This is a genomic window from Prosthecobacter fluviatilis (assembly GCF_055388355.1).
The window spans coordinates 437855-463460 of sequence record NZ_AP043782.1 but is presented as its reverse complement, the minus strand read 5'-3'; the positions used below and the strand labels follow the sequence as shown (position 1 = coordinate 463460).

Sequence of the window (25606 nt, the reverse complement as noted above, 5' to 3'; positions counted from 1 at the left end):
CCGCACAGGACGGCATGGATGGAATCCTCTTTGGCCCCCGCTGAAACCTCTGCTGCAGCTTCTTTGATGGTACCGGCGGTCGGACTCGAACCGACACATCCTCACGGATACAAGATTTTGAGTCTAGCGCGTCTACCAATTTCACCACGCCGGCATGCTCAAAGAAGAGTTCGTTTAATTAGCGAACTCGTCGGAGGTTTGCAAGGCTTTTGGCGGGCCAAGTATCTCCTGCATCAAAATAGCCTGCCGCATCTGCGCGGGATCACGGCGCAAATGGCGCAGCGTGGCCAGGATGGAGCCTGTGGGGGCCTCCGATTTGGCGGGGTGGCTGGCTGGAGCTTCAGCGAGGGCTGCGGGTGACGGCGCTGCGACCACCGGCGGCACGGGCGGCGGAGCCGGAGCACGGGCCGCCTGCACGGAACGTTGCTGCACAGGCTGCTGACGCTGCTGCGGGCGCTGGGCCTGCGCTTTGCGCTGCTGCGGCGGCACAGGCCGGGCGGGAGCCGAGGCCTGCCTGGCTGTCTCCTGCAGTTCTTTCCAGGCTTTGCGCAGTTCATCCCACGGGGATGGCACCACCACAGGTGGCAGGGGGGGCTTGGCGGGGGGCGCAGGCTGCCCGGTCTGCTTGCGCCAGGCGGCTTCGCGGCGGCGCTGCTCCTCGGGGTCCGGAGGGGGCGTGGGTGCCGCTCCCTTCCTCAGTTGCCAGCTTTCCCACAGCCATTTCACAAAGCCCGCCAGCACGGCGATGACAATGATTGCCGCCTGAAACGGATCAAAATCGCTGCTCAGCAGAATGGGGTGCATGGTCACGACGACGCTTGCAGGGTTACTTCGCACCGGGGGAGTCCCCGGCGATCTTGGTGCGCATCTCGGTGTCTGCGAGCACGTTCTTGTATTTGGCAAAGTCCATCACACCAAGCTGGCCGTTGCGGAAAGCTTCGGCGATCGCCAGCGGCACCTGGGCCTCGGCCTCCACCACACGGGCGCGCATTTCCTGGGTGCGGGCAGACATTTCCTGCTCCAGCGCCACGGCGGCGGCGCGGCGCATTTCCGCCATCGCCTGCGCGATCTTCTTGTCGGCCTCGGCCTGCTCTGTCTGGAGCTTGGCACCGACGTTTTCACCCACGTCGATGTCGGCAATGTCGATGGAGAGAATTTCAAACGCCGTGCCGGCATCCACACCTTTGTGGAGCACGAGCTTGGAGATGGCGTCAGGATTTTCCAGCACGTCCTTGTACGAAGACGAGGAGCCGATGCAGGTGACGATGCCCTCACCCACACGGGCGATGACGGTTTCCTCCGTGGCACCGCCGACGAAGCGGTCCAGATTGGTGCGCACGGTCACCCGCGCACGCACGCGCAGGGAGATGCCGTCCTTGGCCACGGCGTCGATTTTCCCACCACGGCCCATGTCCGGGTGCGGGCAGTCGATGACCTTGGGATTGATGCTGGTGCGCACGGCTTCCAGCACCGTCTTGCTGGTGCCTTTGCAGGCCAGGTCGATGGCGCAGGCGCGGTTGAAATCGAGCGGGATGCCCGCCTTGTCAGACGCAATCAATGACAGCACCACGTGCGTCACCTCACCACCGGCGAGGAAGTGCGCCTCCAGCTGATCCGTGCCGATGGGGATGCCGGCCTTCGCGGCGGTGATGCGGGTATCGACGATCAGCGCATTGGGCACACCCCGCAGCCACATGGCCAGCAGGGTGGGGAAACTGACCGGCGCATTGGCGATACGCGCGCGCAGCCAGAGATTGAAAAACTTGGCCACCAGCAGGAAGAGGACAAGCGCGACAATGATGGTGGCGCCGATGATGAAAATTTCGAGAGAAGCCATGAGCGGGTTTGTTGGGGGTTGGGGAAATGAAAGGGCAGGAAAATCAGACCGTCAGAGCGTGCGCACGAGCAGGTTGCCAGGCTCCGTCGCGATCACCTCAATGCGTGCACCGGCCGCGGCGAGGCCCGTCTGGCAGCGCACTTCGTAGCGCTGGCCGGCGATCTCCGCACGCCCCAGCGGGCGCAGCTCGGTGAGGGCCACGCCCTGCGCACCCGGCGCGGCTCCAGCTGCGGCCGGGGTCTCGATGCTCGTGGTCAGCGTGAATGACCGGCGGAAAAACTTCACGGCGAACCACCGCAGCCAGACGGCCAGCACTCCCGTGGCACACACCACGATGCCCAGCACCAGACCCAGCCTCTGGGCAGGGCTCCAGCCTGCGAGCTCCTCAGACTTCAGGGCCAGCCACACCGCTGCAAACAGGGCGATCGTGCCTAGGATGCCCGCCACCCAGCCAGGCAGGAAGGTTTCCAGCATGATGAGCAGGATGCCGAACAGCGTAAGAATGGCGATGCTGGCGAGCATGAGTGCACCAAGCTGGATGCTGCAGGACGGGGCGTCAACACGTGATCACCCTCCACGCCTTCCGGCGGAGCTCAGGGCTGACGCGGCGGCACCATGGACTGACGCCAGTCTTTGGCCCCCACGGGAATGTCTCCCAGGTTGAGAAGCGTTGGCGAAGCCGGGCTGGCAAATGCCATTCGGGAGGGACGGCCACCCTCGCCTGCCGCACTGGTTTCGAGCAGGTTTTGTGTGCCCATTTTGATCGCAGTGCCCGTCGGTGCACGCGCCAGGATGGGGTCTCCCCCCAGCTCGGTCCGGGGCTCGACACGCGTCCAGGCATTGGCAGACCAGTAGTCCCCCTTCCAGTTGCGGTTGGCGCTGGTGGGCACGTAGATGGCAAACCGGTCAAACAGCACCTCCGGCACGTAGCGGCTGCCCACACGGCTGGCCAGCGGCGGGTCGCTCGGGTCAGGGCGGCTTTCCGTGGATTCGAGCAGGTACTCCTTGTCCTCGATCTTCACCACGCACCAGGCGTGGCCTCCCAGGTCTCCGTAGCGCCCCAGCGCCACGCGCACCTGAAAGCCGCGGGACATGAGCCAGTCCGCCAGAAAGATGGAGGAGTCCTCGCAGTCGCCCCGCTGCAGCCGCTGCGTCTCATCTGCAAACTGCCAGCAGTCCGTCTGTTCCGGCTTGGCAAAGCTGCTGCCCGCCTTCGCGCCGGGGTCGTTGGTGTAGCGGCAGTTGGCATGCACGGCGGACCAGATGGTGAAGAGCTGCTGCACACGCGACTGGTTTTTTGCAAACACCGCCGGGGGCGCGTAGCCCGTGAGGAACTCGTTTACGTAGTGAAACTTGCCCGCGCTGTCCGCCGCGATCACCGCATACTTGCGGTGGCACTTCGGGCACTCCAGCGCCATGCTGCGCTGCGCCTTGGAGAGCTTCATGAAGTGCGGCTGCTTGCAGTGCACGCAGGTGCTGAAAAAGGGCTCGTCTCCAGATTCTGAGAGCGCTTCAGGCGTGAAATCCCGCAGCCTCTGGCCCAGCACCAGCAGGGCCTCATGCATGAGCCCGCTGGCTCTTGGCCGCAGGCCGATGGCCATATGCGTCATTTCCGGCTGCGCGCTGTGGGCATGCTCATGAAAGCGCTGCAGCAGCTCGCGCAGGCTCGGGCTGCTGGCCACACACACCGAGACCCGGTAGTAGCGCGGCATGCCGTCCTGCACCAACTCGGTGACTTTGTCGAGGTTGGTCGTGTCGATCTTGGGAAACTCCCGGTCCAGCCAGGCCTCCATTTCAGGGTCCACCCGCAGCGTGGGGGTCTTTTCCGCCATGCGCGAGTAATTGAACTGGTCCACCAGATCAACGCGGAACTTAGCTGCGCTGTACTGCGCGCCGGGGCTCGTCATCAGCTCCCCGACCCTCATCTCCCAACCTCTCAGCCAGCCTTCCTTCATCGCAACGATCCCCCCCGCCAGCAAGGCAGCAGAGGTGATGGACCAGAAGATAAGGCGACGGCTCATGCGGACAGTAAATTATAGTTTTTATAACACTGCGCGCAACGAAAACCACCCGCTATGACAAAGTAATTACGTTTAAATCCTCCCCATGGGGCGAGTGCCCCCACTCAGCCCGGCAGCTACTTTTTCACCTGAAACGGAATCTTCGGTGTGTAGGGCCACAGCTTCGGGGCATTGACTCCCACAGCCTCAAACAGCGTGCTGGGTTTCTGAGCCACCACGTCGGTCAGATCGCCAAACCAGGCGGCCTGCGGGTTGCCGGGGAGGCTGGAGACAAAAATACCCCCACGCTCGGCACGGCCAAGCAGCACGCCCTTGGTGCGAATGCGCTCCGGCGCCAGGTAGTAGGTGCCCTTGTCAGAAACGACCAGCGCTGTGTACAAACCGGCGGGAAACTCCACCTTCCCCTGGCCGCATTCGCGGAGTTCACCCGGACCGACCACGATCCCCGAAGTGCCAGTGGACACGGGGGCCACGGAACCACAGGAGGCAAGCAGCAGCGAAGCGAGGGCAAGGAAAAGAGCGCGGGACAGTTTCATACAGGTTGGGTTGGCAGATCTTCGTGATCAGAGACCCCTTACGGTATCAGGATTCATGCCATGAATCACTTTGTCTTCAGGGTCAGCGTCACACGCCGCACCTCCATGACCGTCTGGCCGGGGATCTCCAAGGCACGCAGCGTGAGAAGTCCGCGCTTGGCGGAAAGATTGATCGTGCCCAGCGGCAGGCTGTGAAAGTCGCGCATGTAGCTCTCCCCTTTGCGCGGCGCGCGGTCCTGATCATCCTCCAGCGGCGGGTACCAGCCGGGGCCGACTTTGCCCGTCGCCAGCGCCCCCTCAAAGCTCAGCTCCACCAGCGCCCCCGCATCCGCCTCCGGGCAGGCGTAGTCGATGTTCACCTCATACTCCCCGGCGGTGTGCACCTCGATATCCCACGTCATGCTGTCCTCCTTCGTCCTCCAGTTCACAAAGTAGGAGCAGTTGGGCGCGTTGGAGCTGCGTTTCACCTCACCATGCGGGACGCCATCGCGCGCAGGCAGCATGGTGATGGGGAACTCCGTGTAGCCCACCGGGTAGGGCCGATCATCCTCAAAGGGCTCCGCGCCGGGGTTTTTTCCTTTCGGCTTCGCCTTCCCCTGCCCTTTGCCTTTGCCACCACCGGCTGCGGGCACGTAGGGCTTTCCAAACACCTCCTGGTGCCAGGCCGTCGCCTTGGCAGCGAGCTCGGCGGCGATCTGCGGCTGCTCCGCTGTCACGTCCTTGGTCTGGTTCGGATCCGCCACCATGTCGTAGAGCACGCCGCTCGCATCCAGCCGATGAGTCTCCGACCGCACGCTGAGCCTGCCGCCGTTGTAGTTCATGAGCTCACGCGGCCCGCGCTTCCACTCGCCGCCGAGCAGCAGAGTGGAAAAATCCCAGCCGTCCAGCGGCTTGGTGCTCACCGGTTTCACCCCGGCCAGCGCCGTCAGCGTCGGCAGCAGATCGATCGCCCCCGAGATCCGCGTGACCCTGCTGCCCTCCTTGATTTTCCCCGGCCAGCGCATGAACAGCGCCGAGCGCACCCCGCCCTCATCCGTGGTGCCCTTTTTCCCCTTCATGCCGCCGTTCCAGCGGAAGCTGTTGGGGCCGTTGTCACTGAAATAGACCACGATGGTGTTTTCGCTCAGCTTCAGGTCATCGAGCTTCTTGAGCACACGGCCCACGTTCACGTCGATGTTGTCCATCATCGCCAGCACGGTGCGGCTCACGGCCAGGTCTTCCTTTTCCCCCTCCTCGCCGCGCATCGTCACCGGGGAGTCTTTGAACTTGTCCCAGTGCTCGTCAGGCACGCTGAAAGGCGAGTGCGGCGTCGTCAGCGGGATGTAGCAAAAGAAGGGCTTCTCGCGGTTCGCCTCGATGAACTCCATCGCCTTTCCCACCAGCACGTCCACGATGAACCCCTTGGCGCGGAACATCCTGCCGTTGTGCTCCAGCGGCGGGTCAAAGTACTCGCCCCAGTGGCCCGCCGTGTAGCCCACGTATTCCTGAAAGCCGCGCGCATTGGGGTGGTAGGGCCACTGGCTGCCATTGTGCCACTTCCCAAACGCCCCCGTCGAATAGCCCGCAGCCAGAAAGGCGTCCGCGATGGTCTTCTCATCCGTGTTCAGCCGCTCCAGCCCGGTGGACACGCCCTTCACCCCGCCACGCGAATGGTAGCGCCCCGTGAGAAACTCCCCCCGCGTGGGCGCGCACAGCGCACAGACAAAAAACCGGTCAAACTGCGCCCCCGACTGCGCCAGCTTGTCGATGTTCGGTGTTTTCAGGTTTGTATTCCCATGGATCGAGTAATCCCCCCAGCCCGAATCATCCGCCAGCATCACCACCACATTGGGCGCCGCCGCGTGGAGGTGGGTGCAGACAAGGAGGGAGACCAGAAGGCAGAATCGGTGGAGCATGGTTGGGCGCGGAAACGGAGCCGGAGAGGTAATGCTATCAACTCCTTGCCGTTCCTGGCATTACTCCTCTCTTGACCAAACCCCGAAATCCACTACCATGCCCGTCCCCACGCCCCGGCGAAAGCTGCGTACCGCGCCTCGCCGAACCACGTGGAGCCCCACCACCATGAAAGAAAACATCCATCCCAAGACCACCGAGACGACCATCACCTGCACCTGCGGTGCCGTGTACAACACGATCTCGACCGTGCCGAACCTCCGTATCGGCATCTGCTCCGCCTGCCATCCTTACTTCACCGGTGAGCAGCGCTTCATCGACACCGCCGGCCGCGTGGACAAGTTCGCCCAGCGCTACGGCTCCATCCGCGCCCGCCGCACCGCTCCGAAGCTCGCAGCCGCCGAAGCAGCCCCTGCTGCCGAAGCCTAGCTCTCAGCCCCCGCTATTTAGTCAAACGGTGTCCATGCCTCGCGCTGGGCACCGTTTTCTTTTTGTCTCCGCTCTCCGCTTCCCCTTCCCCCCGCCACCATGGACTACTCAGGCGTCATCGCCGGTAAACGCACCCGCTTCGCCGACCTCGAAGACATCATCGGCCGCCCGAACTTCTACGACGATGCCAAGAAGGCCGGGGAACTGCTGCGCGAGCACCGCAGCCTGCAGAACCTCCTCACCCACTGGGCGGATTTTGAAAAAACGCAGGTCGAGCTGGCCGACAGCCGCGTGATGGCCAAATCCCAGGAGGACAAGGAATTCGCCGAGATGGCCGCTGCGGAAATCCCCGTGCTGGAGCAGCGCCTCGTCGATCTGGAAAAGTCCATCCAGGAATCCATCCTGCCTCCTGATCCGCTGGAAGGCCGCGACATCATCCTCGAAATCCGTGCAGGCACCGGCGGCGATGAAGCATCCCTCTTTGCCGCCGATCTGCTGCGCATGTACACGCGCTTTGCGGAAGGCCGTGGCTGGAAGATCGAGCCTCTGGACAGCAGCCCCTCCGAAGTGGGCGGCCTGAAGGAAGTCATCGTCAAAATCAGCGGCGAGGACGTGTACCGCGTGATGAAATACGAAAGCGGTGTGCACCGCGTGCAGCGCGTGCCCGCCACGGAGGCGCAGGGCCGCATCCACACCTCCGCCGCCACCGTGGCCGTGCTGCCCGAGGCCGAGGAAGTGGACTTTGAGCTCAAGCCTGATGAAGTCCGCATCGAAGTCTGCCGCTCATCCGGCGCAGGCGGCCAGGGCGTGAACACCACCGACTCCGCCGTGCAGGTGCTGCACATCCCCACCGGCACCATCGTCCGCTGCCAGGACGGACGCAGCCAGATCAAAAACAAGGAAAAGGCCCTCAGCATCCTGCGCTCGCGCCTGCTGGAAAAGAAGCAGCAGGAAGAGGCCGCCAAGTACTCCGCCAACCGCAAAAGCCTCATCGGCAGCGGCGGGCGCGAAGAAAAAATCCGCACCTACAACTACCCGCAGAACCGCGTGACCGATCACCGCATCGAGCTCACGCTCTACAATCTCGACCAGTTCATGGAGGGCCGCATCGAAGGCATCCTCCAGGCCCTGCTGGCCAGCGATCTGAAGGAGCGTCTGGCCGAGGCCGGGCTGGCGTGATGGGACAGGCGCTCAAACCCTGATCAGGAAACCCAGCTCTCGAAGGCTTCTTCGATGAGCTTGGGGCCGTCCTCGGTGAAGGCCCACAGGTGAAGACCGCCCCGGGCAAACAGCGGCCCCAGGGTGGAGCAGTCATAGTGCACGCCGATGGGGGTGTCCGCGTCCAGGTTAAACCGCTCGCGCAGCGCCGTGAAATCCACGCCTTGCTCACCTTCCTCCAAGAAGCGCGACTGCAGCACGCAGTGGCACACATACCCAGGGTCGGGGTTGATCGCCATGCAGAAGTCAAAATCCGTCTTCCGGACATAGACCAACCTTCCGCTGGTGTCCCGGATGATCTCCCGGGCGGCCACCAGGCCAGGCTCGTCCATGACAAAAACAATGATGGGTTCCTTGTCCTCCGGCCTTTCTTCAGGAGGACGCATGTGCGCAAGAACATTCCGCTCCATAATGAGCTGAGGCCCCCAGTTTTCGAGCCAGCTCAAAAGATGCCCGCCGAGAATGCGGCACTGCATCTCCTGCAACGGCGTGAGGCTCTTCCGTGCGGGGATCGGCTCTTTCTCGAAACACTCCTTCACGAGGTTCCGCAATTCGTTCGCCCAAATTTCTTTGTAGGTGCTCATGAGTGATCTCCGTCCTTGCCTGCTTTCAGCGGTGGTAGTGCGGCACAGCTGGCAGCGTGCGGGCATAATTAAACACTCCGGTTCCTGCAGCCGGGCGGAAGACAAAGCCGTCCACCGCGTGCTTGCGCGAAAACCATGCCGCCTTGGGGTGAAACGGCGCCACGGGCAGGCCGATGTATTTGCCATGCTCAGTCTCCGCAGTCGCACACTGCACCACCACCAGATTTCCCCGGTGCGTATAGACCTTGAGCGGTTGCAGCTTCTGAATGCCCGGGTCCCAGTAGGCCGCAGGCACCTCGCGCCGAAAGGTCTCGCGGTGTTTCAGCAAGGCTTCATCATACGAGGCCAGCGTGCGCCACGCATCCCTCTGCAGGCCCTTGTGAAAGGTAGAGCCCGGATCTGCATGCTGCTCCTGCATGCAACTGCTTAAAAAGACCAGCAGCGCCACCATGAAGCCCGCACTCATCCGAGTCAGCAGAGTGCTGCGTGAAGGGATCTCATTCATCATTCACATTCAGCATTGCCCCCTGAACATTCAACCTTCTTCTGAAATGCGACCGCGAGCTCATTTCACAGGCAGATGCTGATGCAGGTAGTTCGTCATCAGTTCATACAGATGACGCTGGGTGCCTTTGCCGCTGTTGATGGCGTGATCACGGTTCGGATAAGGCATGACGGTGAAGTGTTTGTTTTTCGCCACGAGTTCATTGATCAGCTTCTCCGTGCCCTGGTAGTGCACATTGTCATCACCCGTGCCGTGCACGATGAGCAGATTCCCCTTCAAAGCTGCGGCATGAGTGATGGGAGAGCCGAGCCGATAGCCTTCTGCATTTCCTTTGGGCAGCCCCATGTAGCGCTCCTCATAAATGGTGTCATAGAGGCTGCGGTCGGGCACCGGTGCCACGGCCATGGCCGTTTGATAAAGATCGGGGTAGCGAAAGATGGCGTCCAGGCTGCTGCTGCCTCCGCCACTCCAGCCCCAGATGCCCACACGCTGCGGATCGAGGAAGGTGAAGCGCTGCAGCAAAGCCTGCGTGGCCGCCGCCTGCTCCTGGGAATTGATGACACCGAGCTTGAGATAGATGCCCTTGCGCCAGTCACGTCCGTGCGGGCCGGGCGTGCCGCGTGTGTCCACACTGGCCACCACATAGCCCTGCTGCGCCAGCATCCAGTGCCAGAGCCCGCGCTGCCCACTCCAGACATCCTTCACCGTCTGCCCGGCGGGCTCGCCATAAACATGCATCAGCAGCGGATGCGTTCGCGAATTGTCCAGATCCTGCGCGGTGATGCAAAAGGCATCGCATGAGATACCGCCGCCGATGTCCACGCGCATAAAATCGACCTTCGGCAGCTTGAGCGCCGCGAGCTTTTCACGCAGCCGCTTCTGCGATCTGAGCACGCTCTTCGTTTTGTGGTCGGGAAGCGAGACCAGCTGAATCACAGGCGGCGTGGTCGCCGTCGAATATGTGTGCACGGCCCACTGTGTATCCTCGCTCAGGCTGTAGGTGTGTGTCCCCGGCTGGTCCGCAGGCGAGAGCCGCTGCGGCTCGCCATCTTTGAGACCGATGCGATAGAGATACCGCTGCGTGGCGTTCGTGGGAGAGGCGTCATAGTACAGCCAGCCGCCTTTGGCATCGACCTGCCTGACATCCATGACATCAAACTCCCCCTGTGTGATGGGTGTCACCTCACCCGCCAGGGTGGCGCGGTAGGCATGGCGCCAGCCGCTGCGCTCGCTGAGCCAGAGGAAGTCATCCCCGATCCAGCGGACGGGGTTCATGTTGTCCACCCAGGCTTTGTCCGTCTCCGTAAGCACCACCTGCGTGGCCCCCGTGGCAGGATCTGCACGCATGACATGCAGCGTGTTTTGCAGGCGGTTGAACTGCTGCAGCAGCACCGCCTTGCCATCCGGCGTCCACTCGGCATGCGGCAGGTAATGCTCACGCGGATCTCCGGGCACGGCCAGCCAGGTGATGCCACCGCCTGCGGCAGAGACCACCCCGAGGCGCGTGGCTGAGTTCTTTTCGCCTGCCTTGGGATACGGAAATGTGGTGATGCGCGGATAGCGGCCATCGGCCTGGTTCACCAGCGTGAAGAGCTTCACATCGCGGGTATCAAACTGCCAGAACAGCAGGCGCGCGCCATCCGGGCTCCAGCGAAAGCAGTCGCGCAGCTCCAGCTCTTCTTCGTTCACCCAGTCGGAAGCGCCGTTGATCAGTGTGGCGGAGCCATCCGCCGTCACAGCGGTGATCTTCATGTCCGCCAGGCTTTGCACGTACAGGTTGTTCTTCTGCACGTAGGCCACGCGGCTGCCGTCGGGTGAAAACTTGGCAAACATCAGCGTCGCGGGCGCGGCATCTCCGCCGACCTTGCGCAAAGCTCCGGTGGCCACGTTCAGCACCCAGTAGTCGCCCCGTGTGTTCTTGCGCCACACCTTGCGCGTGTTGGCAAACAGCAGCACCTGCGACTCGTCCTCAGAGAACTCAAAGCTGTCCACGCTCAGCGGCTTCTTTTCGCCAGGAGCCGTCAGCGTTTTCGCCGAGGCGATGACCGTCTGCAGGCCCGTGGCCACCTCATGGCGCACGAGATCTTTGCCGGGAATGTCTTTGCCCTCCTTGTCCTTGCCCAGCGGTTCGAGGGAAAAGTAACACGCCCCCTTCTTGCTCCAGTGCAGCGCTTCCATTTTCTCCTCCTTGTACTCTTCGTCGGTGAAGATGGAGGCCAGCGTCAACTGCGCGGGATCACCTGCAGCATGCGTGAATGTTGCCCCTTGGAGGGCGGCCAGCAGAAAACAAAGCAGGCGGAATTTCATAAAGCCGCCATTTAGCGACATTGCATGCCGCGCTTCAATCCTTGAGTTGCGCCCGTGCAGCGGAAGCAGGAGCTCCCCGCCGCTTCACTTCTGCTTGTCCTTCACGTAGATGATCTCGCCGGACTTCAGCCTGTAAGCCGTGCCCAGCCGCTCCCCTTCACCGCTCTTGCTGGCCTTGCTTTCCTGAAAGCGGTCGATCTTGGTGCGTGCGGCATCAATGCTCTCCGCCGTGGGCGACTTGTCCGCCTGAGCCTCTGACGCGGCGGTGGGCTTGGGCAGGTTGAAGTAACTCACCACGGCCAGCAGCAGAGCGGCGGCAAAGGCGATCCACACATCAAAGAGATTGATGAGACCGGTGGCGGGGTCATCCCCTTCGGAGTCGTCCCACAGGCGCTTCTTCATGGCAGGGCTGGTTTGCTGGCATTGGCGAAGAGGTGCTCCAGCGTGCTCAGATCCCGCTGATACCAGTTCTTGCGCACGAGATTCATCGTGTAGGAGCAGCAGCCCAGCAGCACGCCTACCACAGTGGCGGTGAAGGCGACCACGAGATTGCTAGAAAGCGTGGCCAGATCTCCGGAGGCCAGCCCCGTCAGCGCAGGCCCCAGCGGGATGAGCGTGCCCATGAGCCCGAGCATCGGCGCGATGCGAGTCATCCAGGTGAGGCGTGACAAGGAAGACGCAACCTCAATCTCAAGATCCACCAGACAGTGCGCCAGATCCCCCGCCCCGCCCCATTGTGAAAGGAGCTGATGCAGCCGCGCGGGCAGGCCCGTGGTGGCGGTGCTGAGAATGCTCAGCATCCGCACCTGGTCCGCGCCCTCCACGTGCGCGCGACGCAAGGCGGTGATGACGGCTCCAACCTGCCGACGCCCCAGCCACTCGCGCAGCAGACCGCCCAGCAGCATGGCGCTCCAGGCCACGAGGATGATGATGGCCGCCAGCGTGGGCAGCAGCACGGCCTCGGAGATCAGGGAAAGGAGTTGTTCGAGCAGCTTCATGAAGTGGAACCGGACTTCCTGAAGAAGCCGAAGAGCATCAAAAGCACAGCTGCGGCTCCGATCAACCAGGCGAATGAATTCCACGTCGGTTCCAGCACCGGCCCCGCAGGCTGCGGCTTGCTTTCAGCGGGCGGCGTCTGCGGCTGCGCCTGCTCTTTCGCCTCGCCGATTTGCGGTCCGCTCACTTTCTCCACCTTCGCATCCGGTGCGGCGGCGCTCTCTTGCAGCTTGGCCTTCATGGCCTGCGCCAGCGCGGCAGATTCCTGGTCTCCCGGCGCATTGAGCTTGGCGCTGACAAAATCCGCCATGCGTGTGTTCCCGCCGCTGACGAGGCCGCCGGAGTCGCCATGCACCTTCACCGAAGTGGCATAAAGCTTCGTCAAAATCTGCAACTGCTCCGGCGTGGCCTTCCACAGGTCTTTGCGCGCAGCCTCGATCAGCGTGGCGCTGATCTCCTGCATGGCGTGCGGAGACACGCGCTCAAACCATTCGGGCAAATTGAGCTTGTGCTTGTCCTTCACGAGCACGTCATAAACCTCATCCCACGTCTCCTGCGTGACGCTCTCACGCCGCGTGACGGACCAGCCAAAGGTGTTCTTGACCAGTTCGGCGATGTGCCCTGCCCCGGCGTAGTCGTGGGATTTCATTCCTTCCAGCCAGCGGCGGTTCAGCAGCTCAGATTTCAGATTGGCCGCCAGCACTTCCTCAAAGTCGCGCACCCGCGCACCGCTGGGATCGCGCACATCGGAGATGACTGCGGCGGGAGATTTGCCAGTGACCTTCTTCACCGCCATGCTCAGACCGCCGAGATACTCGTACGCGTGATGATTCGAGAGCTGGCTGGTCATGTTCGAAGCCCACACGCGCAGCACGGTGTCGGTGTTTTGCAGCGCCTCTTCATAGAGGCCGTCCACCTTCTCGCCCCACGTGTCCTGGGTGTACACAAAGCTCATGTTGTCCGTGTACACATCGGTGATCTCATCGTCCTTGTCCCACACGCCCGAGCGCGGCACGAGGTAGAGGATGTGCGTGCCGCTCATGTTTCCCGGCTTGGTGCCAAAGATGCGCGCCGCAGCATACTGCTCTGCACGCGCGGCGGAGTAGCCGCGCGTGAGCAGGCGCTCCTTGGTGGCCGCCACCGCCTCGCGCACCGGATTCACACTCTCAGCAGCCGATGCAGCCAGACGCACGGCCTTGTCCAGCAGCGCCACACGCGTGGGAAAGTTTTCTTTATACTGCCCGCCCATGGCGACGAAGACCTCCACACGCGGCCTCCCCAGTTCCTCCGCAGGGATCAGCTCCACATCGATGACGAGATTGTTCTGGTTCCAAATCGGGCGCACGCCGAGCAGCGCGAGCACCTGCCCCTCCATCACGCCAAAGTCGCGCATCGTTTCCATGCCGTTCAGATCCATCGCAATCTTCTTCGGCTTGCGTGTGCGCAGCAGTTCATCCACCAGCTTGCGCGCGGTCTCCCACGCGGGGCGCGTCGGGATTTCCTCAGGGTTGAGCGAGTACAAATTACGTCCGCCCGGTGCCGTCGCCGGATTACGAATGGGGTCCGGCCCCGGTCCCGGCTCGATGTAATGTCCACCCAGCGCCGTGAGCAAACCGGCGTGCTCCTTGCCGGCGTCCAGCAGGCGTGCGCGCACATCCCGTGCAAAGGCCACATCCTTCTCCAGGTCCGTCGTCATCCGCACATCGGCGGGCGGTGCGCCATCCAGCACGGCGCGCAGAAATGCCTCGGCTGCAGCGCGATCCTGCTGTTTGTGCTCCAAAGCCGCACGATGAATCCCGCGCGTGGAGGCCAGATGATCCAGCAGCGGCTCGCCAAGAATCTGCGCCAGATACGGCACCATCTCGGCCTCATGCGGCCCCTCACCCAGCACATGCAGGCGCAGCGGCGTGCGTGACTCCAGCAGATTGTGCAGATGCTCGTCCAGCCGCGTGACGGCGGCGTCATCCAGCACCTCGGCACCAGCGCCATGCAGCTTGGCGTCGCGTGCCTGCTGGCTCACACGCTTGCGGTACTCCTCCTTGAGCAGTCCATCTTCCAGCGTGCTGAATTTGTGAATGTCCTCGTGCAGGTTTTTGAAATCGCCATCCAGCCCGGCGGCGAGGGTAGGCGGCGGCAGGTGGTCCACCAGCGCAGCGTAGGAGCGGCGGCGCGAAAGCGTGGCCTCGCCCAGGTTGTCCGTGATCCACAGGTTCACCACCGGCATGTGACCCACGCAGATGTCGCTCCAGCAGTCTTTGGAAAGCCCCGCCTCCTTGCCCGGCAGCAGCTCCAGAGTGCCGTGCGTGCCCCAGTGTACAATGGCGTCCGCATGATACTGCTCCTCCAGCCACCAGTAGAAGGCCAGATAGTTGTGCGGGGGCGGCACATCGCGGTTGTGCAGCAGGTTTTCATCCTGCTTCTCGCCGCGCTCCGGCTGCGGCATGAGGATGAGATTTCCCATCTCCAGCTTCGGCAAAACAATGTGCGGCTCACCGTTGCGCTTCACCACCATGATGCGTCCGGGTGGCGGTCCAAATTTCTCCACCACCGTCTTCCGCGCCGCTTCGCTCAGCTTCGTGTTGAACCACTCCTCATACTGATGCAGCGGCACCAGCACCGGCTGCGATTCATCCACCAGCTTCTCCAGATCTCCCTGCACCCACGGCCCAATGTTCCGCCCACCGCGCTTCATCGCCTCGATCAGCGCTGGGGTGTTTGCCGGAGTGTCTTTCAGCGTGAACCCGGCCTCCTTCATTTTCGGCAGGAAGCGCATGAAACTCTCCGGTGCGTCAAGGAATCCGCCCGTGGGGCTGCCGCGCATCAGGTCATCCTGGCCCAGCCCTTTGTTGTAATAGATGAGTGCGATTTTCTTCTCCGCATTGCTCTTGCGCTTCAGCGAAGCCCAGCGCGCAGCACGCGCAGCGAAGGCCTCGATGCGGTCCGGGATCGGCTCATGCAGGCGGAAGCCCTGGATGTTTTCCTTCAATCCACCCACCACCACCGGCTCCAACGTGCCCCAGGACTCCTGCAGCGCCATGAACATGCCTACATCCCGGTGCGAGAGGCCGCGCGGATCCTTCAGCCATTCTTCATTCGTGGTGGCCAGCATGGAGATGGGCCGCAGGTAAGGTGCATCCAGTTCCTTCAGCAGCGCCGTGCTCTGCCACATCGCACCGTGGCGATCCTCAATGAGAATCGTCGGTGCCGCCGCACGCGTCAGCTTGGTCACGTTCTCTTCGCGATCGCCAAACACCGGCACCACATTCAGCCCCCGCTTTTCCAGCGCGGCGATCTGCGCATCGATCACCCGTAGATCATGCGTGATCCAGAATGACTGCTGCAGGATGAGCACCGCCACCGAAGCTCCCTCCACCCAACGCTGCTTGCCGCGTTTGAAGGCGATGAACTCGTTGATGTCTGAAAAGGACTCCTCCCGCGCCGGATCATAGTAACCCGAGTCCGGGATGAGCACCGGAGGCTCGATCTCCCCCGGCTGGCCGCAGTGCTTTACCATGCAGTAGCGGATCAGCCGCCGCACATTCACCGTGCCATTCGGCCGCCAGTAGGTCGGCACCGCTTCGTCCTTGAGAAGCAGCCCCGCTTTTTCGATGTCCATCTGGCTTCCGCGCGCATCCAGCGGGATCACCCGCTGCTCCGGATTCAGCGCCCGTGCCTCCTTCAGCCGCTGCGTGAGCGCAGGCGCCTGCTCCGCCTCCAGGTTCAGCACAAACACCAGCCGAAACTGTGCAGCCAGCTCCGCCTTCTGCGTCTCATTGAAGGCCTTCCCTTTGAAAAACTCCACCTGCACGCCGCTCTCACGGCAGGCTGCCTCCACCTGCGGCATCGAGCGATCCCACACGCCGATGAAGGCCCATTTCAGCGCCTCCGCAGCGCTCAGATTCCCTGCCAGCAGCAGGCAAAAACTCAGCCAGCAGAAGATGCCACGCATGGTTCTCTTAGAAGGTGAAGCGTCCGCCGACCACGACATTGAAGCCCGCCGCCTGAATCTGCTGCTGGGAGTATGCCTGGCGGTATTTGGTGTTGAAAACATTGTTCAGGTTGAGTGTGAGAGAGAACGAACGCGGCCCCTCTTCCCAGACCTTCCACCCGGTGCGGATGTTCGTCACGAAGAAACCCGGGATTTGGAAGTTCTGGTTGATCGGAGGGTTCGTCGCGCTGGGAGAGCCGTAGGCCGGATCGGTGGAGAAACCGGCGTCGATTTCATCGCTCGGATTGTGCCGGATCAGCGGCCCGGCCCAGAGTTCGGAAAGCTCCACCCAGCAGCGCTTTTCATCGCTTTCAAAGCGCACGCCAAAGTTGCCGTACAGCGGCGGAATGAAACGCAGCGGCACATTCTGAGACTGGTTCTGGCCGTAAGTCCACGTCGTGTTGTTGAAGATCGTGAAATGGCGGTCGATGTCATAGCTCAGCGAGAACTCCACGCCCGTGATGTACCCCTGCGCCGAATTCGAATTCCGCGTCGCATTGTAAGTTGTTCCACCGATCACCACCGTGCCCGAAGTGGTGGAGGTGATCAGGTCGGACAGCTTGGTGAGATAGCCCGTGAGCGAGCCATTGAGCTTTCCCGTATGCACCCGCGCACCGATTTCATACGTGATGCTCTTCTCCGGATTGATCATCGTGCTGGGCAATGAAGCGGTCTTGCTCGAAAACACCGGCGTGCCTGCACTCAGCAAATCGCTGTAAGTGGGGGAGCGGAATCCCGTGGCCACATTGGCCACCAGATCAAAGGACTTGGTCGCCTGATACACCGCACCCACGTTCCACGTCACCGCATTCCAGTATTTGTTCGCCGCCAGATCGCTGACCGTGTAGCCCGCCCCAGGAATGACGTCCAAAGGTTCCGGGTTCGAATGCAGATGCGTGTTCTCATAGCGCGCGCCCACATTCATCAGCAGCTTTTCCACGGGCTTGAAGTCCAGCGTGACAAAGGTGTCAAAGACCTCATAGGTGCCGTCCGGCGTGATGCCTGCCGGCTGGGAGACGGTGGTGACGCCCGTGGCCAGCACGGTGGAGTTCAGCATCTGCGAAGAGTTCAGATTCTCATGCCGGTAGTCCATGCCAAAGACCAGCCGGGTGCTTTTGCTCGGGCCAAAGTGCGCTGCGTTTTGAATGCCCACACCCCAGACGTCCTGGTTTGTGTCGGTGATGGTGTTGTTCAACTTCAGCGGCGCCGAAGTCGTGTCCTGGCGGCGCTCACGCACCTGGTCGTAGTACTGATAGTAGCCGTACACCTTGAGCTCGTCGCTCAGGAATCCCAGGTCCGAGGCGGTGTAGTCCAGCTTCACGATGCCGCGGCGCTCCAGCGGGCTGTAGATGCGTGGCAAACCACTGCTGGCATTCAGCTTTGACTGCACATAGCTGTTCACATTCGTGCGCTCATTGCCCACCCATGAAAGGCGGAAGACATGCCCCTTCACCGGCTGAAACGCCAGATTGGCATACCCGCCGCTGGTGTGAAAGCTGGTGGGAGCCATCGCCCCGCTGGGGGTGTGATAGTTGCCCGCATCCTGCACCGACCACCCGGCGGCAAACGCCCAGGTTTCATTGCTCGCATGCGTGTTCACCGCACTGGTAAACTCCGTGTTGTTGCTGCCGTAGCGCGAGTACACATCTCCGCCCACGTTCAGGCTTTCGGAAAACTCCCCACGCTTGGAAAACACATTGATCACCCCCCCGATGGCATCGCTGCCATACTGCACGGAGCCCGCACCGCGCACCACCTCCATGCGCCCGACGGCATCGATGGGGAACTGGTTGAAAAACGGATTCGGCCCGGAAAAGATCCCGCCGTTGTTGATGCGGATGCCATCCCAGAGATACACCAGCTTGTTGCCCATCTGGCCGCGGATCACCGGCGAGCCCTGCGCCGCCACCTGGTTCACCCACACTCCCGGCTGCTCCTGCAGCATCTCAGAGGGGCTCGTCGCCTGGTAGCGCTCGATGCGCTTCTGCTCCACCACATTGGTGGACTGCGGCACCTTCTTCTGATCCTGCGCCGTGCGGGACGCCGTGATCACCATCGTGGGCAGATCCTCCCCTTCCTCTTTCTTCGGCTTTTCAGCCGCCTGCAAATGCGCGGCAAGGAGCGCGCTCAGCGAAAACATCAATCTGGGAAAACGAAAATGGGAGACAACCATTCGTTACGCTTTGGCAGCCCCCGCACAATGCGCAACGCGTGCACCGGTTGAAAGTGCAACAATGGACAAAAATTGTCCATTCAAGCCCCTAAAAGCACTCAAAATGAACCTCACAGCTTCCTCCCCCCGAAAACTCGGGGTCGTCGCACAAAGGCTGAATCGGCCACGTATTGCTACTGACTCCATGACCCGTTTCGTTTTCAGCCTCTCCACCCTCGTTTTCATCAGCTCAGGCCTGCCAGAAGCCCTCGCCGCAACCGAGCCGTATGACGCCTTCCTGCAGAAGCACTGCATCAGCTGTCATGGCCCTGACAAGGAAAAGGGAGATCTGCGCATCGACAAGCTCTCACGCGATTTCAAACTGGGTGCGGACACCCACCACTGGGCGGAGATGATCGAGCAGGTGAATTCCGGCGAGATGCCGCCCAAAAAGGAAAAGCAGCCTACGCAGGAGGAGATCGCAGAATTTGTGACCAGTCTGGATGCGCACATCAAGCAGGGCCGCGCAGCACGCATGGCGGCCCGGCCTGCAGTGGCCCTTTATCGCCTGAGCCGGAAGGAGTATCAAAACACCGTCTATGATCTTCTCGGCGTGCGCTATGATCCGGCCAAACCGGGAGAGCTCAATGAAGACACCCTCTGGCATGGCTTTGAGCGCATCGGGTCGGAGCTGTCGCTCTCGCCCTCGCATGTGGACCGCTACTACCGCGCGGCGGAGCTGGTGCTGGACCGCGCGTTTACCGCCGCCTCAGCCGAGGCGCGCAAAGTCCACAAGACCGCCGCAGACATCCGCTACAACGGCGGCAAGGAGCAGCAGGTCGCGCTCGATCGCTTTGGCATCAAGCGCCCGCTGCGCTACCTCATGTTTCCCGGCAACACTCAGAATGCGCTCTCGCCCAACTGGTTCGGCAAGACCGGGCCGGAGCACAGCGGCCTCTACAAGCTCCGCATCCAGGCCAGCGGCATCCGCCCGCTCGGCGGCCAGACCGCCCACCTGAGCATCGGCAAGCGCACGGGCGAAGAAACGGTGGACGGCTTGATCGAGTTCGACATCACGGCCACGGAGGACAAACCCCAGGTGTATGAGTTCGAGGTCTTCCTCGAAATGCCCGCCACGCTGGACTTCTGCGTGGTGGCCACGGATGTGGTGGACCGCCGGCAGGGCGCCGCCTTCCGCAATGCGCTCAGCAGCCGGGGCGGCTACATTTTCACCCACAGCAGCGAGACCACACTGCTGAATCCGAACGCGCCGCAGATGTTTGATGACAAGGGCAACGGCCTTTTCTCCACCGTGCTGCTCGACTGGATCGAATGGGAAGGGCCGCTCGTGTCTGACTCAGAAAAGGCACGGCGCAAAGATGTGGTGCCGCCAGATGATGCCACGCCCGAGGTGGTCGCTGCGCATTTGCAGCGCTTCGCCGAGCGCGCCTGGCGTCGCCCCGTGAAAACGGAAGAGCTGGCCGAGTATTTGAAATCCTATGCTGATGAACGCGCAGCAGGCGAAAAGATGGCCGATGCCTATCGCGTCGCCTTGCAGGGCGTGCTGACCTCCCGCCACTTCATCTACATCGTCGAGGGCGACACCGTGGCCCGCGAGCAGCTCACCGACTCGGAGCTCGCCACCCGGCTTTCCTACCTCCTCTGGAGCTCGATGCCCGACAGCGGCCTCTTTGCCGCAGCCAAAAGCGGCGCGCTGAAGGGCGATGCCCTCGCCAAAGAGGTGGACCGCATGCTCGCAGACGGCAAGACCAGCCGCTTCATCGACGACTTCGCACGCCAGTGGCTGCAGCTCAACCGCGTGGGCATGTTCCCGCCGGACAAGAAGCTCTACCCCGCCTACGACGCGTGGCTGGAGGAAAGCATGCGCTCAGAGCCGGTGGAGTTCTTCCGCGAGATGTACGCCAAAAACCTGCCCCTCGACAGTTTCATTGATTCAGACTGGACCATCGCCAATGCCCGCCTCTGTGAATTCTACGGATTGCCTGAGCCCAAGTCCGGCGCCTTCCAGCGTGTGTCGCTCAAGCCTGAAAATCGTCGCGGCGGGCTCCTCACCATGGGCGCCGTGCTCGGCCTGACCTCCGACGGCACGCGCCATCGTCCGGTGCATCGTGGCGTATGGCTCAGCGAGGTCGTCCTCGGCAAGCCGCCGCCCCCGCCCCCGGCCAACGTGCCCGCCATCGAACCTCCAACGCCGCAAAGCGCCAAGGCAACCCTCCGCCAAAAGATCGAAGCCCACCGCGCCGACGCGAACTGCGCCGCCTGCCACGCCAAGATCGATCCCCTTGGCCTCGCCTGGGACAACTACGACGCCATCGGCCAGTGGCGCACCCATGAGAAAGTCCCCGCCGGTGTGGGAGCAGATCCCCTGATCAATCCTGCCGGCACCATGCCCGACGGCCGCGCATTCAAAGACGCCACCGAGTTCAAACGCCTGCTCCTCGAAGATCGCGATGAAGTCGCCCTCGCCTTCATCGAGCACCTCAGCACCTACGCCCTCCGCCGCGCCCTCTCCTTCGACGACCAGGACGACCTCAAACTCATTCAGGCGGAAGCCAAGAAGCAAGGCTATCGTATTAAAGATACTATCCGCGCCGTTGCCCTTTCAGATCTCATCCGCAAACGCTGAACTAGGACTGTTCTTCGTTCCTTGTTCTTCGTTCTTAGTTGTCCAACCAGTTCCGAACCAGCAAACCAAGAACCGCAGCCTCACATGACAATCCGTCGATTCGAAGACATAGAAGGCTGGCAGCTTGCACGAGAGCTGACGAGGCAAGTCTATGCTGTGGCCATGCGCGGGGTGTTTGCCAAGGATTTTGGACTTCGGGATCAAATGACTCGGGCGTCAGCTTCGACCATGCACAACATTGCCGAAGGATTCGATGGAGGAAGCAATGCAGAGTTCGTCAAGTTCCTGCGTTATTCACAACGTTCATGTTCCGAAGTACAGAGCCAGCTCTATGTCGCGTTTGACCAATCTTATATTTCGCAAACGGAGTTCGAATCCATCTACGAACAAGCAGCACTGACCCATGCCAAAGTGGGCGGGTTCATCCGCTATCTCTTGAACACTCCCAACGCGCGCTAACTCTTTAACAAAGAACCAAGAACAAGGAACCAAGAACACATTTATGAGCAACTATCTCTCTCAAAACTGGCTGATCGATCGCCGCCACGCGCTCAAGGCGCTGGGCTCATTCGTTTCGCTGCCCCTGCTTGAATGCATGGTGCCACTTAAAGCGGCTGCGGCTGAGAAGATCACGGCCACGCCGAAGCGCAGCGCCTTCATCTACCTCGCCAACGGCGTGCACTCGCTCAATTACCAGATCACCACGGCAGGAAAAGATTATCAATTCTCCCGCTCGCTGAAGCCGTTGGAGAAGCACCGCGATGTCATCACGCCCATCAGCGGACTTCATCATCCCGGAGCGCTGAGCCATCACCACAATTGCATCTCCGTCTGGCTCACCGGCGGCAAGCTGGGCCCGTCCGACCGCAACACGATCTCGGTGGACCAGAAGATGGCCGAAGTCTCCGCGCCCCACACGCGCTACCCCTCCATGGAGGTCGCCATCACACAAGACTCTCTGGCTTGGACCGCAGATGGTGTCCGCCTGCCCGCGATGCGGCGTTGCAGCGAGATTTTCGCCTCCCTCTTTGAAGAGCCGAAAGGCGGAAAAGCAGTGCAGCGCAGAGCCTTGCGCCGCAAAGGCAGCGTGCTGGACGCCAACCTCGCGGAAGTGCGTCAGCTTGAGAAAAAGATGGGCTCCGCAGACAAGGGCCGCCTGGAGCAGTACCTCACCTCCGTGCGTGAGGCGGAGATCCGCACGCGCCGGGCCGATGCCTGGCTCGACACTCCCCTGCCCGTCATCTCCGAGGCCGACCGCCAGCGCACCAACCGTGACATCGCCGCCACCCGGGCGGGCGATTACTTCCGCACCGTCTATGACCTCATGGTACTCGCCTTCCAGACGGACGTCACCCGCGTGGCCACCTTCAGCCTCGGCGGCGAGGGAGATGCCATCTCCATTCCTGAAATCGGCATCACCGAGTCGCGCCATCAGCTCAGCCACCACGGCGGCGACTTCGGCTACATGGAAAAGCTCACCAACTACGACACCTTCGCCATCGAGCAGTTCGGCTACTTCCTCACCCGCCTCGCGGAGACCAAGGATCTCAGTGGCAAGCCGCTCCTCGGCACCACCATGGCGCTCTTCGGCAGCGGCATGTCCTACGGTCACAGCCATGGCAATGCCAACCTCCCGCTGGTCTTCGCCGGCGGCACGGATCTCGGCCTCAAGCACGGCAGCCATCTCGACTTCAACAAAAAGGCCGCCTCCTTCCAGGGCTACGCACTCGGCGCGGACGGCGCGCTGACCACCGCTCACTACCAGCTCTGCAGCCGCCCGGCCAACTCCGACGCGCACATGAGCAATCTCCTCCTCCTCATGGCCCAGCGCTTTGGCGTGGAAATCGACCAGTTCGGCGACAGCAATCAAGTGATCGCGCTATAATGAAACAATTCCTTCTCGTTCTGGGGTCCTCGTTCCTTGTACTCGGTTCATGCACCGCATCTGCGGAGGACGCCCCCTTCCGCCCCGAGGCGGGCAAATTCCCCCCTTTGGAAAAAGCTCACACCTACCGCGGCGAGCTTGTGTTCGTGGATCACGCCACCCGCCGTGGCAGCCTTCGCGTGCAGGGCTCGGGCATGTTTTTCCGCAATGACCCACACCCCTTTGCCATGCTGCCTTATGGTATCGTGCGGTATCACGGCGCCCCGGCGGATCTGAGCGACATCCCGCTCGGCACCGTGCTGCATGTCCGCGCCTACCTCCCCCCGGACCCAAAGCTCTCATCTGTTCCGGTGCTGCCGGTGAACAACAAGACCCTCGACGCCAACCACAATCGCGGCGCCGGCATCGCCCCCGCCGAAAACCACGTCCTCCTCCTCGAAGACGAGCCCAGCCACTGCCAGCGCGAGGGCTTGGTCTGGAAGCTCAAAGATCTCGACATCAAAAACAACGAGGGAATGATCATCGCCATCCGGGAGCCAAGGCAAGGCGGCGACGCCAAGGCTGCCGAGGAGAAACTGACCTTTGATGCCGCCACCCGCGTCTGGCGCGGCAAGGAAGCCCTCACCATCGAGGACCTCGTTGCAGAAGGCATCTGGCCTGCGGAAGGAAAGAAATCCCTCGCTGGCCAGGCCGTGCAGCTCGGCATCTGCTGGAAGCCCACTCCCGACGGCATTTTCACCCGCTTTCACATCTCCGACATTTGGCTCGACGATGCCTCGTTACAACGCAGCGCCCACCAACAAGCCGAAACGCACAAGGCCTTCATCCGCAGCCGCTGGATGCCTGCGTTCATCGACGCCGTCGAGTATGGCAAGTTCGGCCGCGCCACCGTGACCGCGACCCTCTTTGGCGGCATGGACGCCGCCCTCTATGCCGATTTCACTAAAGGCAGCGGTGCCATGATGAACGCAGTCGAGAACACCCTGAAGCACACCCATGGTGCCTACGGCCCCGGCCACATGGCCTCGCGCGGCACATTGAAAGAAGTCATCAAGACACCGGGAGAATCCCCCCTCGGCAGCAGCGGCATCCAGATCACGTTTGAGACCGACCTCATCATTGAAGGCATTCGCCCTGGCAGGACCGTGCGCATCCGCCCCAATGTCTGGCCCCTCGTCAACGTCCCCCGCGAAGAATACCTCAACGACGGCTCCACCAGCGTTGACGAGCGCTTCCCCACGCCCTCCATCTTCACCAAATACTGATGACTCTTGTTCTGGTTTCTTCGAACTAAGAAGCAAGAACAAAGAACTTTGAAGACATGAGATTCGCCATCCTCACCGCCCTCGGGTGCGTGCTCAGCACCTTTGCCCCTGCCGCAGACGAGCCTTTCCGGCCTGTGGCGGGCAAGTTCCCCCCATTGGAAAAAGCCCACGCCTACCGGGGCGAGCTCGTGTTTGTGGATCATGCCAACCGTCGCGGCAGCATCCGCGTGGCGGGCAATGGCGTGTTTCGCCGGAACGATCCCCACCCCTTCGCCATGCTGCCTTATGGTATGGTGCGGTATCACGGAGCACCCGCAGACCTGCGTGACATCCCGCTCGGCACCCTCCTGCACGTCCGTGCCTTTCTCCCCCCGGACCCCCAGACCTCCGCCGTCCCCGTGCTGCCGGTCAACAACAAGGAAAAAGACGCCAACCACAGCCGCGGCGTCGGCATCGCCCCCGCCGAGAACCATGTCCTCCTTCTTGAAGACGAGCCCAGCCACTGCCTGCGCGAGGGTTTGGTGTGGAAACTCAAAGAACTCGACCTCAAGAACAACGAGGGAATGATCACCGCCAGCCGCGAGCCCAAGTCTGGCGCAGACGCCAAGGCCACCGAAGAAACGCTCACCTTCGACGCCGCCACCCGCATCTGGCGCGGTCGTGAATGCCTGGCTCCGGCAGACCTCATCGCCGAAGGGATCTGGCCCGGCAGCGGCAAGAAACCGCTCGGCAGCCAGCACGTTCTGCTCGGCATCACATGGAAGCCCACGCCCGGCTCCGTGTTCACCCGCTTCCACATCTCGGACATCTGGCTGGACGATGCCGCCACGCAGCGCGCCGCCCAGAGCCAGACCGAGGCCCACCGCACCTTCATCCGCAGCCGCTGGATGCCCGCCTGGGTGGACGCCGTCGAGTACGGCAAGTTTGGCCGCGCGACCGTGACAGCCACCCTCTTCGGCGGCATGGACGCAGCTCTCTACGCCGATTTCAAAGAACGCAGCCCTGCGCTGGTGAATGGAGTCGAAAACACCCTGAAGCACACCGAAGGCGGCACCGCCGGCCCTTCCCAGATGGCCGCACGCGGCTCCATCCTCGGCGTCACCAGACTGCCCGGAGACGCCCCGCTCGGCAGCAGCGGCATCCAGATCCGCTTTGAGACCGACCTCATCACCGAAGGCCTCCGACCCACCCGCGTCATCCGCATCCGCCCCGCAGCCTGGCCCGATGTCCACCTGCCGCGTGAAGAATACCTCGACGGCGGAAACCTCAGCCTCGACAACCGCTTCCCGACGCCTTCCATCTTTCCAAAGTATTGAGTGCTCCACGTTCTTCGTTACAATCCT

The 25606-nt window shown here is 62.2% G+C and carries 20 protein-coding genes and 1 tRNA gene; 7 read left to right on the top strand and 14 right to left on the bottom strand.

The annotated features are described in order from the left end of the window. Nucleotides 1-67: 67 nt before the first annotated feature. The 7 genes from ACZ5WW_RS01720 to ACZ5WW_RS01690 all read right to left on the bottom strand — a co-directional run bounded on the left by ACZ5WW_RS01720 (nucleotide 68) and on the right by ACZ5WW_RS01690 (nucleotide 6289). A tRNA-Leu gene (locus ACZ5WW_RS01720) sits at nucleotides 68-154 on the bottom strand. A gap of 20 nt (nucleotides 155-174) precedes the next feature. Further along, nucleotides 175-804 (bottom strand): hypothetical protein, encoded by a 630-nt coding sequence (locus tag ACZ5WW_RS01715; protein ID WP_377169417.1) that lies wholly within the window; start codon nucleotides 802-804, stop codon nucleotides 175-177. Nucleotides 805-826: 22 nt separating this feature from the next. Beyond that, nucleotides 827-1837 carry a flotillin-like protein FloA gene (gene floA, locus ACZ5WW_RS01710; RefSeq protein ID WP_377169415.1) on the bottom strand — a complete coding sequence of 337 codons (1011 nt, stop codon included), beginning with the start codon at nucleotides 1835-1837 and terminating at the stop codon, nucleotides 827-829. 51 nt (nucleotides 1838-1888) lie between these two features. After that, on the bottom strand, nucleotides 1889-2359 hold the full coding sequence (locus tag ACZ5WW_RS01705; protein ID WP_377169413.1) for an NfeD family protein: 471 nt from the start codon (nucleotides 2357-2359) through the stop codon (nucleotides 1889-1891). A gap of 71 nt (nucleotides 2360-2430) precedes the next feature. Beyond that, the gene (locus ACZ5WW_RS01700; RefSeq protein ID WP_377169411.1) at nucleotides 2431-3858 is read right to left on the bottom strand and encodes a transglutaminase-like domain-containing protein; all 1428 of its coding nucleotides are present in this window, start codon (nucleotides 3856-3858) and stop codon (nucleotides 2431-2433) included. A 116-nt stretch (nucleotides 3859-3974) separates the two neighbouring features. Further along, nucleotides 3975-4394 carry a hypothetical protein gene (locus ACZ5WW_RS01695; RefSeq protein ID WP_377169409.1) on the bottom strand — a complete coding sequence of 140 codons (420 nt, stop codon included), beginning with the start codon at nucleotides 4392-4394 and terminating at the stop codon, nucleotides 3975-3977. Between the two features lie 65 nt (nucleotides 4395-4459). Further along, nucleotides 4460-6289 (bottom strand): arylsulfatase, encoded by a 1830-nt coding sequence (locus tag ACZ5WW_RS01690; RefSeq protein ID WP_377169407.1) that lies wholly within the window; start codon nucleotides 6287-6289, stop codon nucleotides 4460-4462. A gap of 166 nt (nucleotides 6290-6455) precedes the next feature. Here ACZ5WW_RS01690 and rpmE point away from each other — a divergent pair, with 166 nt between their 5' ends. Both rpmE and prfA read left to right on the top strand, forming a co-directional pair. Continuing rightward, nucleotides 6456-6716: a 50S ribosomal protein L31 gene (gene rpmE / locus ACZ5WW_RS01685; RefSeq protein WP_377169405.1), complete on the top strand. Its 261-nt coding sequence runs from the start codon at nucleotides 6456-6458 to the stop codon at nucleotides 6714-6716. Between the two features lie 99 nt (nucleotides 6717-6815). Next, the gene (prfA, locus tag ACZ5WW_RS01680; RefSeq protein ID WP_377169403.1) at nucleotides 6816-7895 is read left to right on the top strand and encodes a peptide chain release factor 1; all 1080 of its coding nucleotides are present in this window, start codon (nucleotides 6816-6818) and stop codon (nucleotides 7893-7895) included. Between the two features lie 23 nt (nucleotides 7896-7918). On the opposite strand, the gene ACZ5WW_RS01675 is transcribed toward prfA, so the two are convergent. The 7 genes from ACZ5WW_RS01675 to ACZ5WW_RS01645 form a co-directional block, all read right to left on the bottom strand. Next, nucleotides 7919-8518, bottom strand: a complete 600-nt coding sequence (locus ACZ5WW_RS01675; protein ID WP_377169401.1) for a hypothetical protein — start codon at nucleotides 8516-8518, stop codon at nucleotides 7919-7921. Between the two features lie 25 nt (nucleotides 8519-8543). Next, complete coding sequence (locus ACZ5WW_RS01670; RefSeq protein WP_377169399.1) at nucleotides 8544-9026, bottom strand: hypothetical protein; 483 nt, start codon at nucleotides 9024-9026, stop codon at nucleotides 8544-8546. Between the two features lie 57 nt (nucleotides 9027-9083). After that, the gene (locus tag ACZ5WW_RS01665) at nucleotides 9084-11330 is read right to left on the bottom strand and encodes a S9 family peptidase (protein WP_377169397.1); all 2247 of its coding nucleotides are present in this window, start codon (nucleotides 11328-11330) and stop codon (nucleotides 9084-9086) included. A gap of 84 nt (nucleotides 11331-11414) precedes the next feature. Further along, entirely contained in the window at nucleotides 11415-11732 is a 318-nt protein-coding gene (locus ACZ5WW_RS01660) for a DUF2149 domain-containing protein (protein ID WP_377169395.1), read from the bottom strand. Beyond that, entirely contained in the window at nucleotides 11729-12328 is a 600-nt protein-coding gene (locus ACZ5WW_RS01655; protein WP_377169393.1) for a MotA/TolQ/ExbB proton channel family protein, read from the bottom strand. Before ACZ5WW_RS01655 ends, ACZ5WW_RS01660 begins: the two co-directional genes overlap by 4 nt. Beyond that, nucleotides 12325-16275: a cobaltochelatase subunit CobN gene (locus tag ACZ5WW_RS01650; protein WP_377169391.1), complete on the bottom strand. Its 3951-nt coding sequence runs from the start codon at nucleotides 16273-16275 to the stop codon at nucleotides 12325-12327. The genes ACZ5WW_RS01655 and ACZ5WW_RS01650 overlap by 4 nt, the downstream gene beginning before the upstream one ends. Before the next feature lie 7 nt (nucleotides 16276-16282). After that, nucleotides 16283-18454, bottom strand: coding sequence for a TonB-dependent receptor (locus ACZ5WW_RS01645; protein ID WP_377169388.1), 2172 nt, complete (start codon nucleotides 18452-18454; stop codon nucleotides 16283-16285). A 217-nt stretch (nucleotides 18455-18671) separates the two neighbouring features. Here ACZ5WW_RS01645 and ACZ5WW_RS01640 point away from each other — a divergent pair, with 217 nt between their 5' ends. The 5 genes from ACZ5WW_RS01640 (at nucleotide 18672) to ACZ5WW_RS01620 (ending at nucleotide 25579) form a co-directional block, all read left to right on the top strand. After that, nucleotides 18672-21113, top strand: a complete 2442-nt coding sequence (locus ACZ5WW_RS01640; protein WP_377169386.1) for a DUF1592 domain-containing protein — start codon at nucleotides 18672-18674, stop codon at nucleotides 21111-21113. A gap of 84 nt (nucleotides 21114-21197) precedes the next feature. Beyond that, on the top strand, nucleotides 21198-21572 hold the full coding sequence (locus ACZ5WW_RS01635) for a four helix bundle protein (RefSeq protein ID WP_377169384.1): 375 nt from the start codon (nucleotides 21198-21200) through the stop codon (nucleotides 21570-21572). Between the two features lie 43 nt (nucleotides 21573-21615). Beyond that, nucleotides 21616-22998, top strand: coding sequence for a DUF1552 domain-containing protein (locus tag ACZ5WW_RS01630; protein ID WP_377169382.1), 1383 nt, complete (start codon nucleotides 21616-21618; stop codon nucleotides 22996-22998). After that, a complete protein-coding gene (locus ACZ5WW_RS01625) occupies nucleotides 22998-24263 on the top strand; it encodes a hypothetical protein (RefSeq protein WP_377169380.1) in 1266 nt (421 codons plus the stop codon). Before ACZ5WW_RS01630 ends, ACZ5WW_RS01625 begins: the two co-directional genes overlap by 1 nt. Nucleotides 24264-24319: 56 nt before the next feature. Beyond that, nucleotides 24320-25579 (top strand): hypothetical protein, encoded by a 1260-nt coding sequence (locus ACZ5WW_RS01620; RefSeq protein WP_377169378.1) that lies wholly within the window; start codon nucleotides 24320-24322, stop codon nucleotides 25577-25579. The last annotated feature ends 27 nt before the right edge of the window (nucleotides 25580-25606 follow it).

Bases quoted from the DNA above. Each gene is read 5' to 3' on its own strand.
- prfA (WP_377169403.1), top strand. From the start codon at position 6,816: ATGGACTACTCAGGCGTCATCGCCGGTAAACGCACCCGCTTCGCCGAC.
- ACZ5WW_RS01695 (WP_377169409.1), bottom strand. From the start codon at position 4,394: ATGAAACTGTCCCGCGCTCTTTTCCTTGCCCTCGCTTCGCTGCTGCTT.
- ACZ5WW_RS01650 (WP_377169391.1), bottom strand. From the start codon at position 16,275: ATGCGTGGCATCTTCTGCTGGCTGAGTTTTTGCCTGCTGCTGGCAGGG.
- ACZ5WW_RS01635 (WP_377169384.1), top strand. From the start codon at position 21,198: ATGACAATCCGTCGATTCGAAGACATAGAAGGCTGGCAGCTTGCACGA.
- ACZ5WW_RS01675 (WP_377169401.1), bottom strand. From the start codon at position 8,518: ATGAGCACCTACAAAGAAATTTGGGCGAACGAATTGCGGAACCTCGTG.
- ACZ5WW_RS01665 (WP_377169397.1), bottom strand. From the start codon at position 11,330: ATGAAATTCCGCCTGCTTTGTTTTCTGCTGGCCGCCCTCCAAGGGGCA.
- ACZ5WW_RS01670 (WP_377169399.1), bottom strand. From the start codon at position 9,026: ATGATGAATGAGATCCCTTCACGCAGCACTCTGCTGACTCGGATGAGT.
- ACZ5WW_RS01700 (WP_377169411.1), bottom strand. From the start codon at position 3,858: ATGAGCCGTCGCCTTATCTTCTGGTCCATCACCTCTGCTGCCTTGCTG.
- ACZ5WW_RS01660 (WP_377169395.1), bottom strand. From the start codon at position 11,732: ATGAAGAAGCGCCTGTGGGACGACTCCGAAGGGGATGACCCCGCCACC.
- ACZ5WW_RS01690 (WP_377169407.1), bottom strand. From the start codon at position 6,289: ATGCTCCACCGATTCTGCCTTCTGGTCTCCCTCCTTGTCTGCACCCAC.
- ACZ5WW_RS01705 (WP_377169413.1), bottom strand. From the start codon at position 2,359: ATGCTCGCCAGCATCGCCATTCTTACGCTGTTCGGCATCCTGCTCATC.
- ACZ5WW_RS01645 (WP_377169388.1), bottom strand. From the start codon at position 18,454: ATGTTTTCGCTGAGCGCGCTCCTTGCCGCGCATTTGCAGGCGGCTGAA.
- ACZ5WW_RS01640 (WP_377169386.1), top strand. From the start codon at position 18,672: ATGACCCGTTTCGTTTTCAGCCTCTCCACCCTCGTTTTCATCAGCTCA.
- ACZ5WW_RS01620 (WP_377169378.1), top strand. From the start codon at position 24,320: ATGAGATTCGCCATCCTCACCGCCCTCGGGTGCGTGCTCAGCACCTTT.
- ACZ5WW_RS01715 (WP_377169417.1), bottom strand. From the start codon at position 804: ATGCACCCCATTCTGCTGAGCAGCGATTTTGATCCGTTTCAGGCGGCA.
- floA (WP_377169415.1), bottom strand. From the start codon at position 1,837: ATGGCTTCTCTCGAAATTTTCATCATCGGCGCCACCATCATTGTCGCG.
- rpmE (WP_377169405.1), top strand. From the start codon at position 6,456: ATGAAAGAAAACATCCATCCCAAGACCACCGAGACGACCATCACCTGC.
- ACZ5WW_RS01655 (WP_377169393.1), bottom strand. From the start codon at position 12,328: ATGAAGCTGCTCGAACAACTCCTTTCCCTGATCTCCGAGGCCGTGCTG.
- ACZ5WW_RS01630 (WP_377169382.1), top strand. From the start codon at position 21,616: ATGAGCAACTATCTCTCTCAAAACTGGCTGATCGATCGCCGCCACGCG.
- ACZ5WW_RS01625 (WP_377169380.1), top strand. From the start codon at position 22,998: ATGAAACAATTCCTTCTCGTTCTGGGGTCCTCGTTCCTTGTACTCGGT.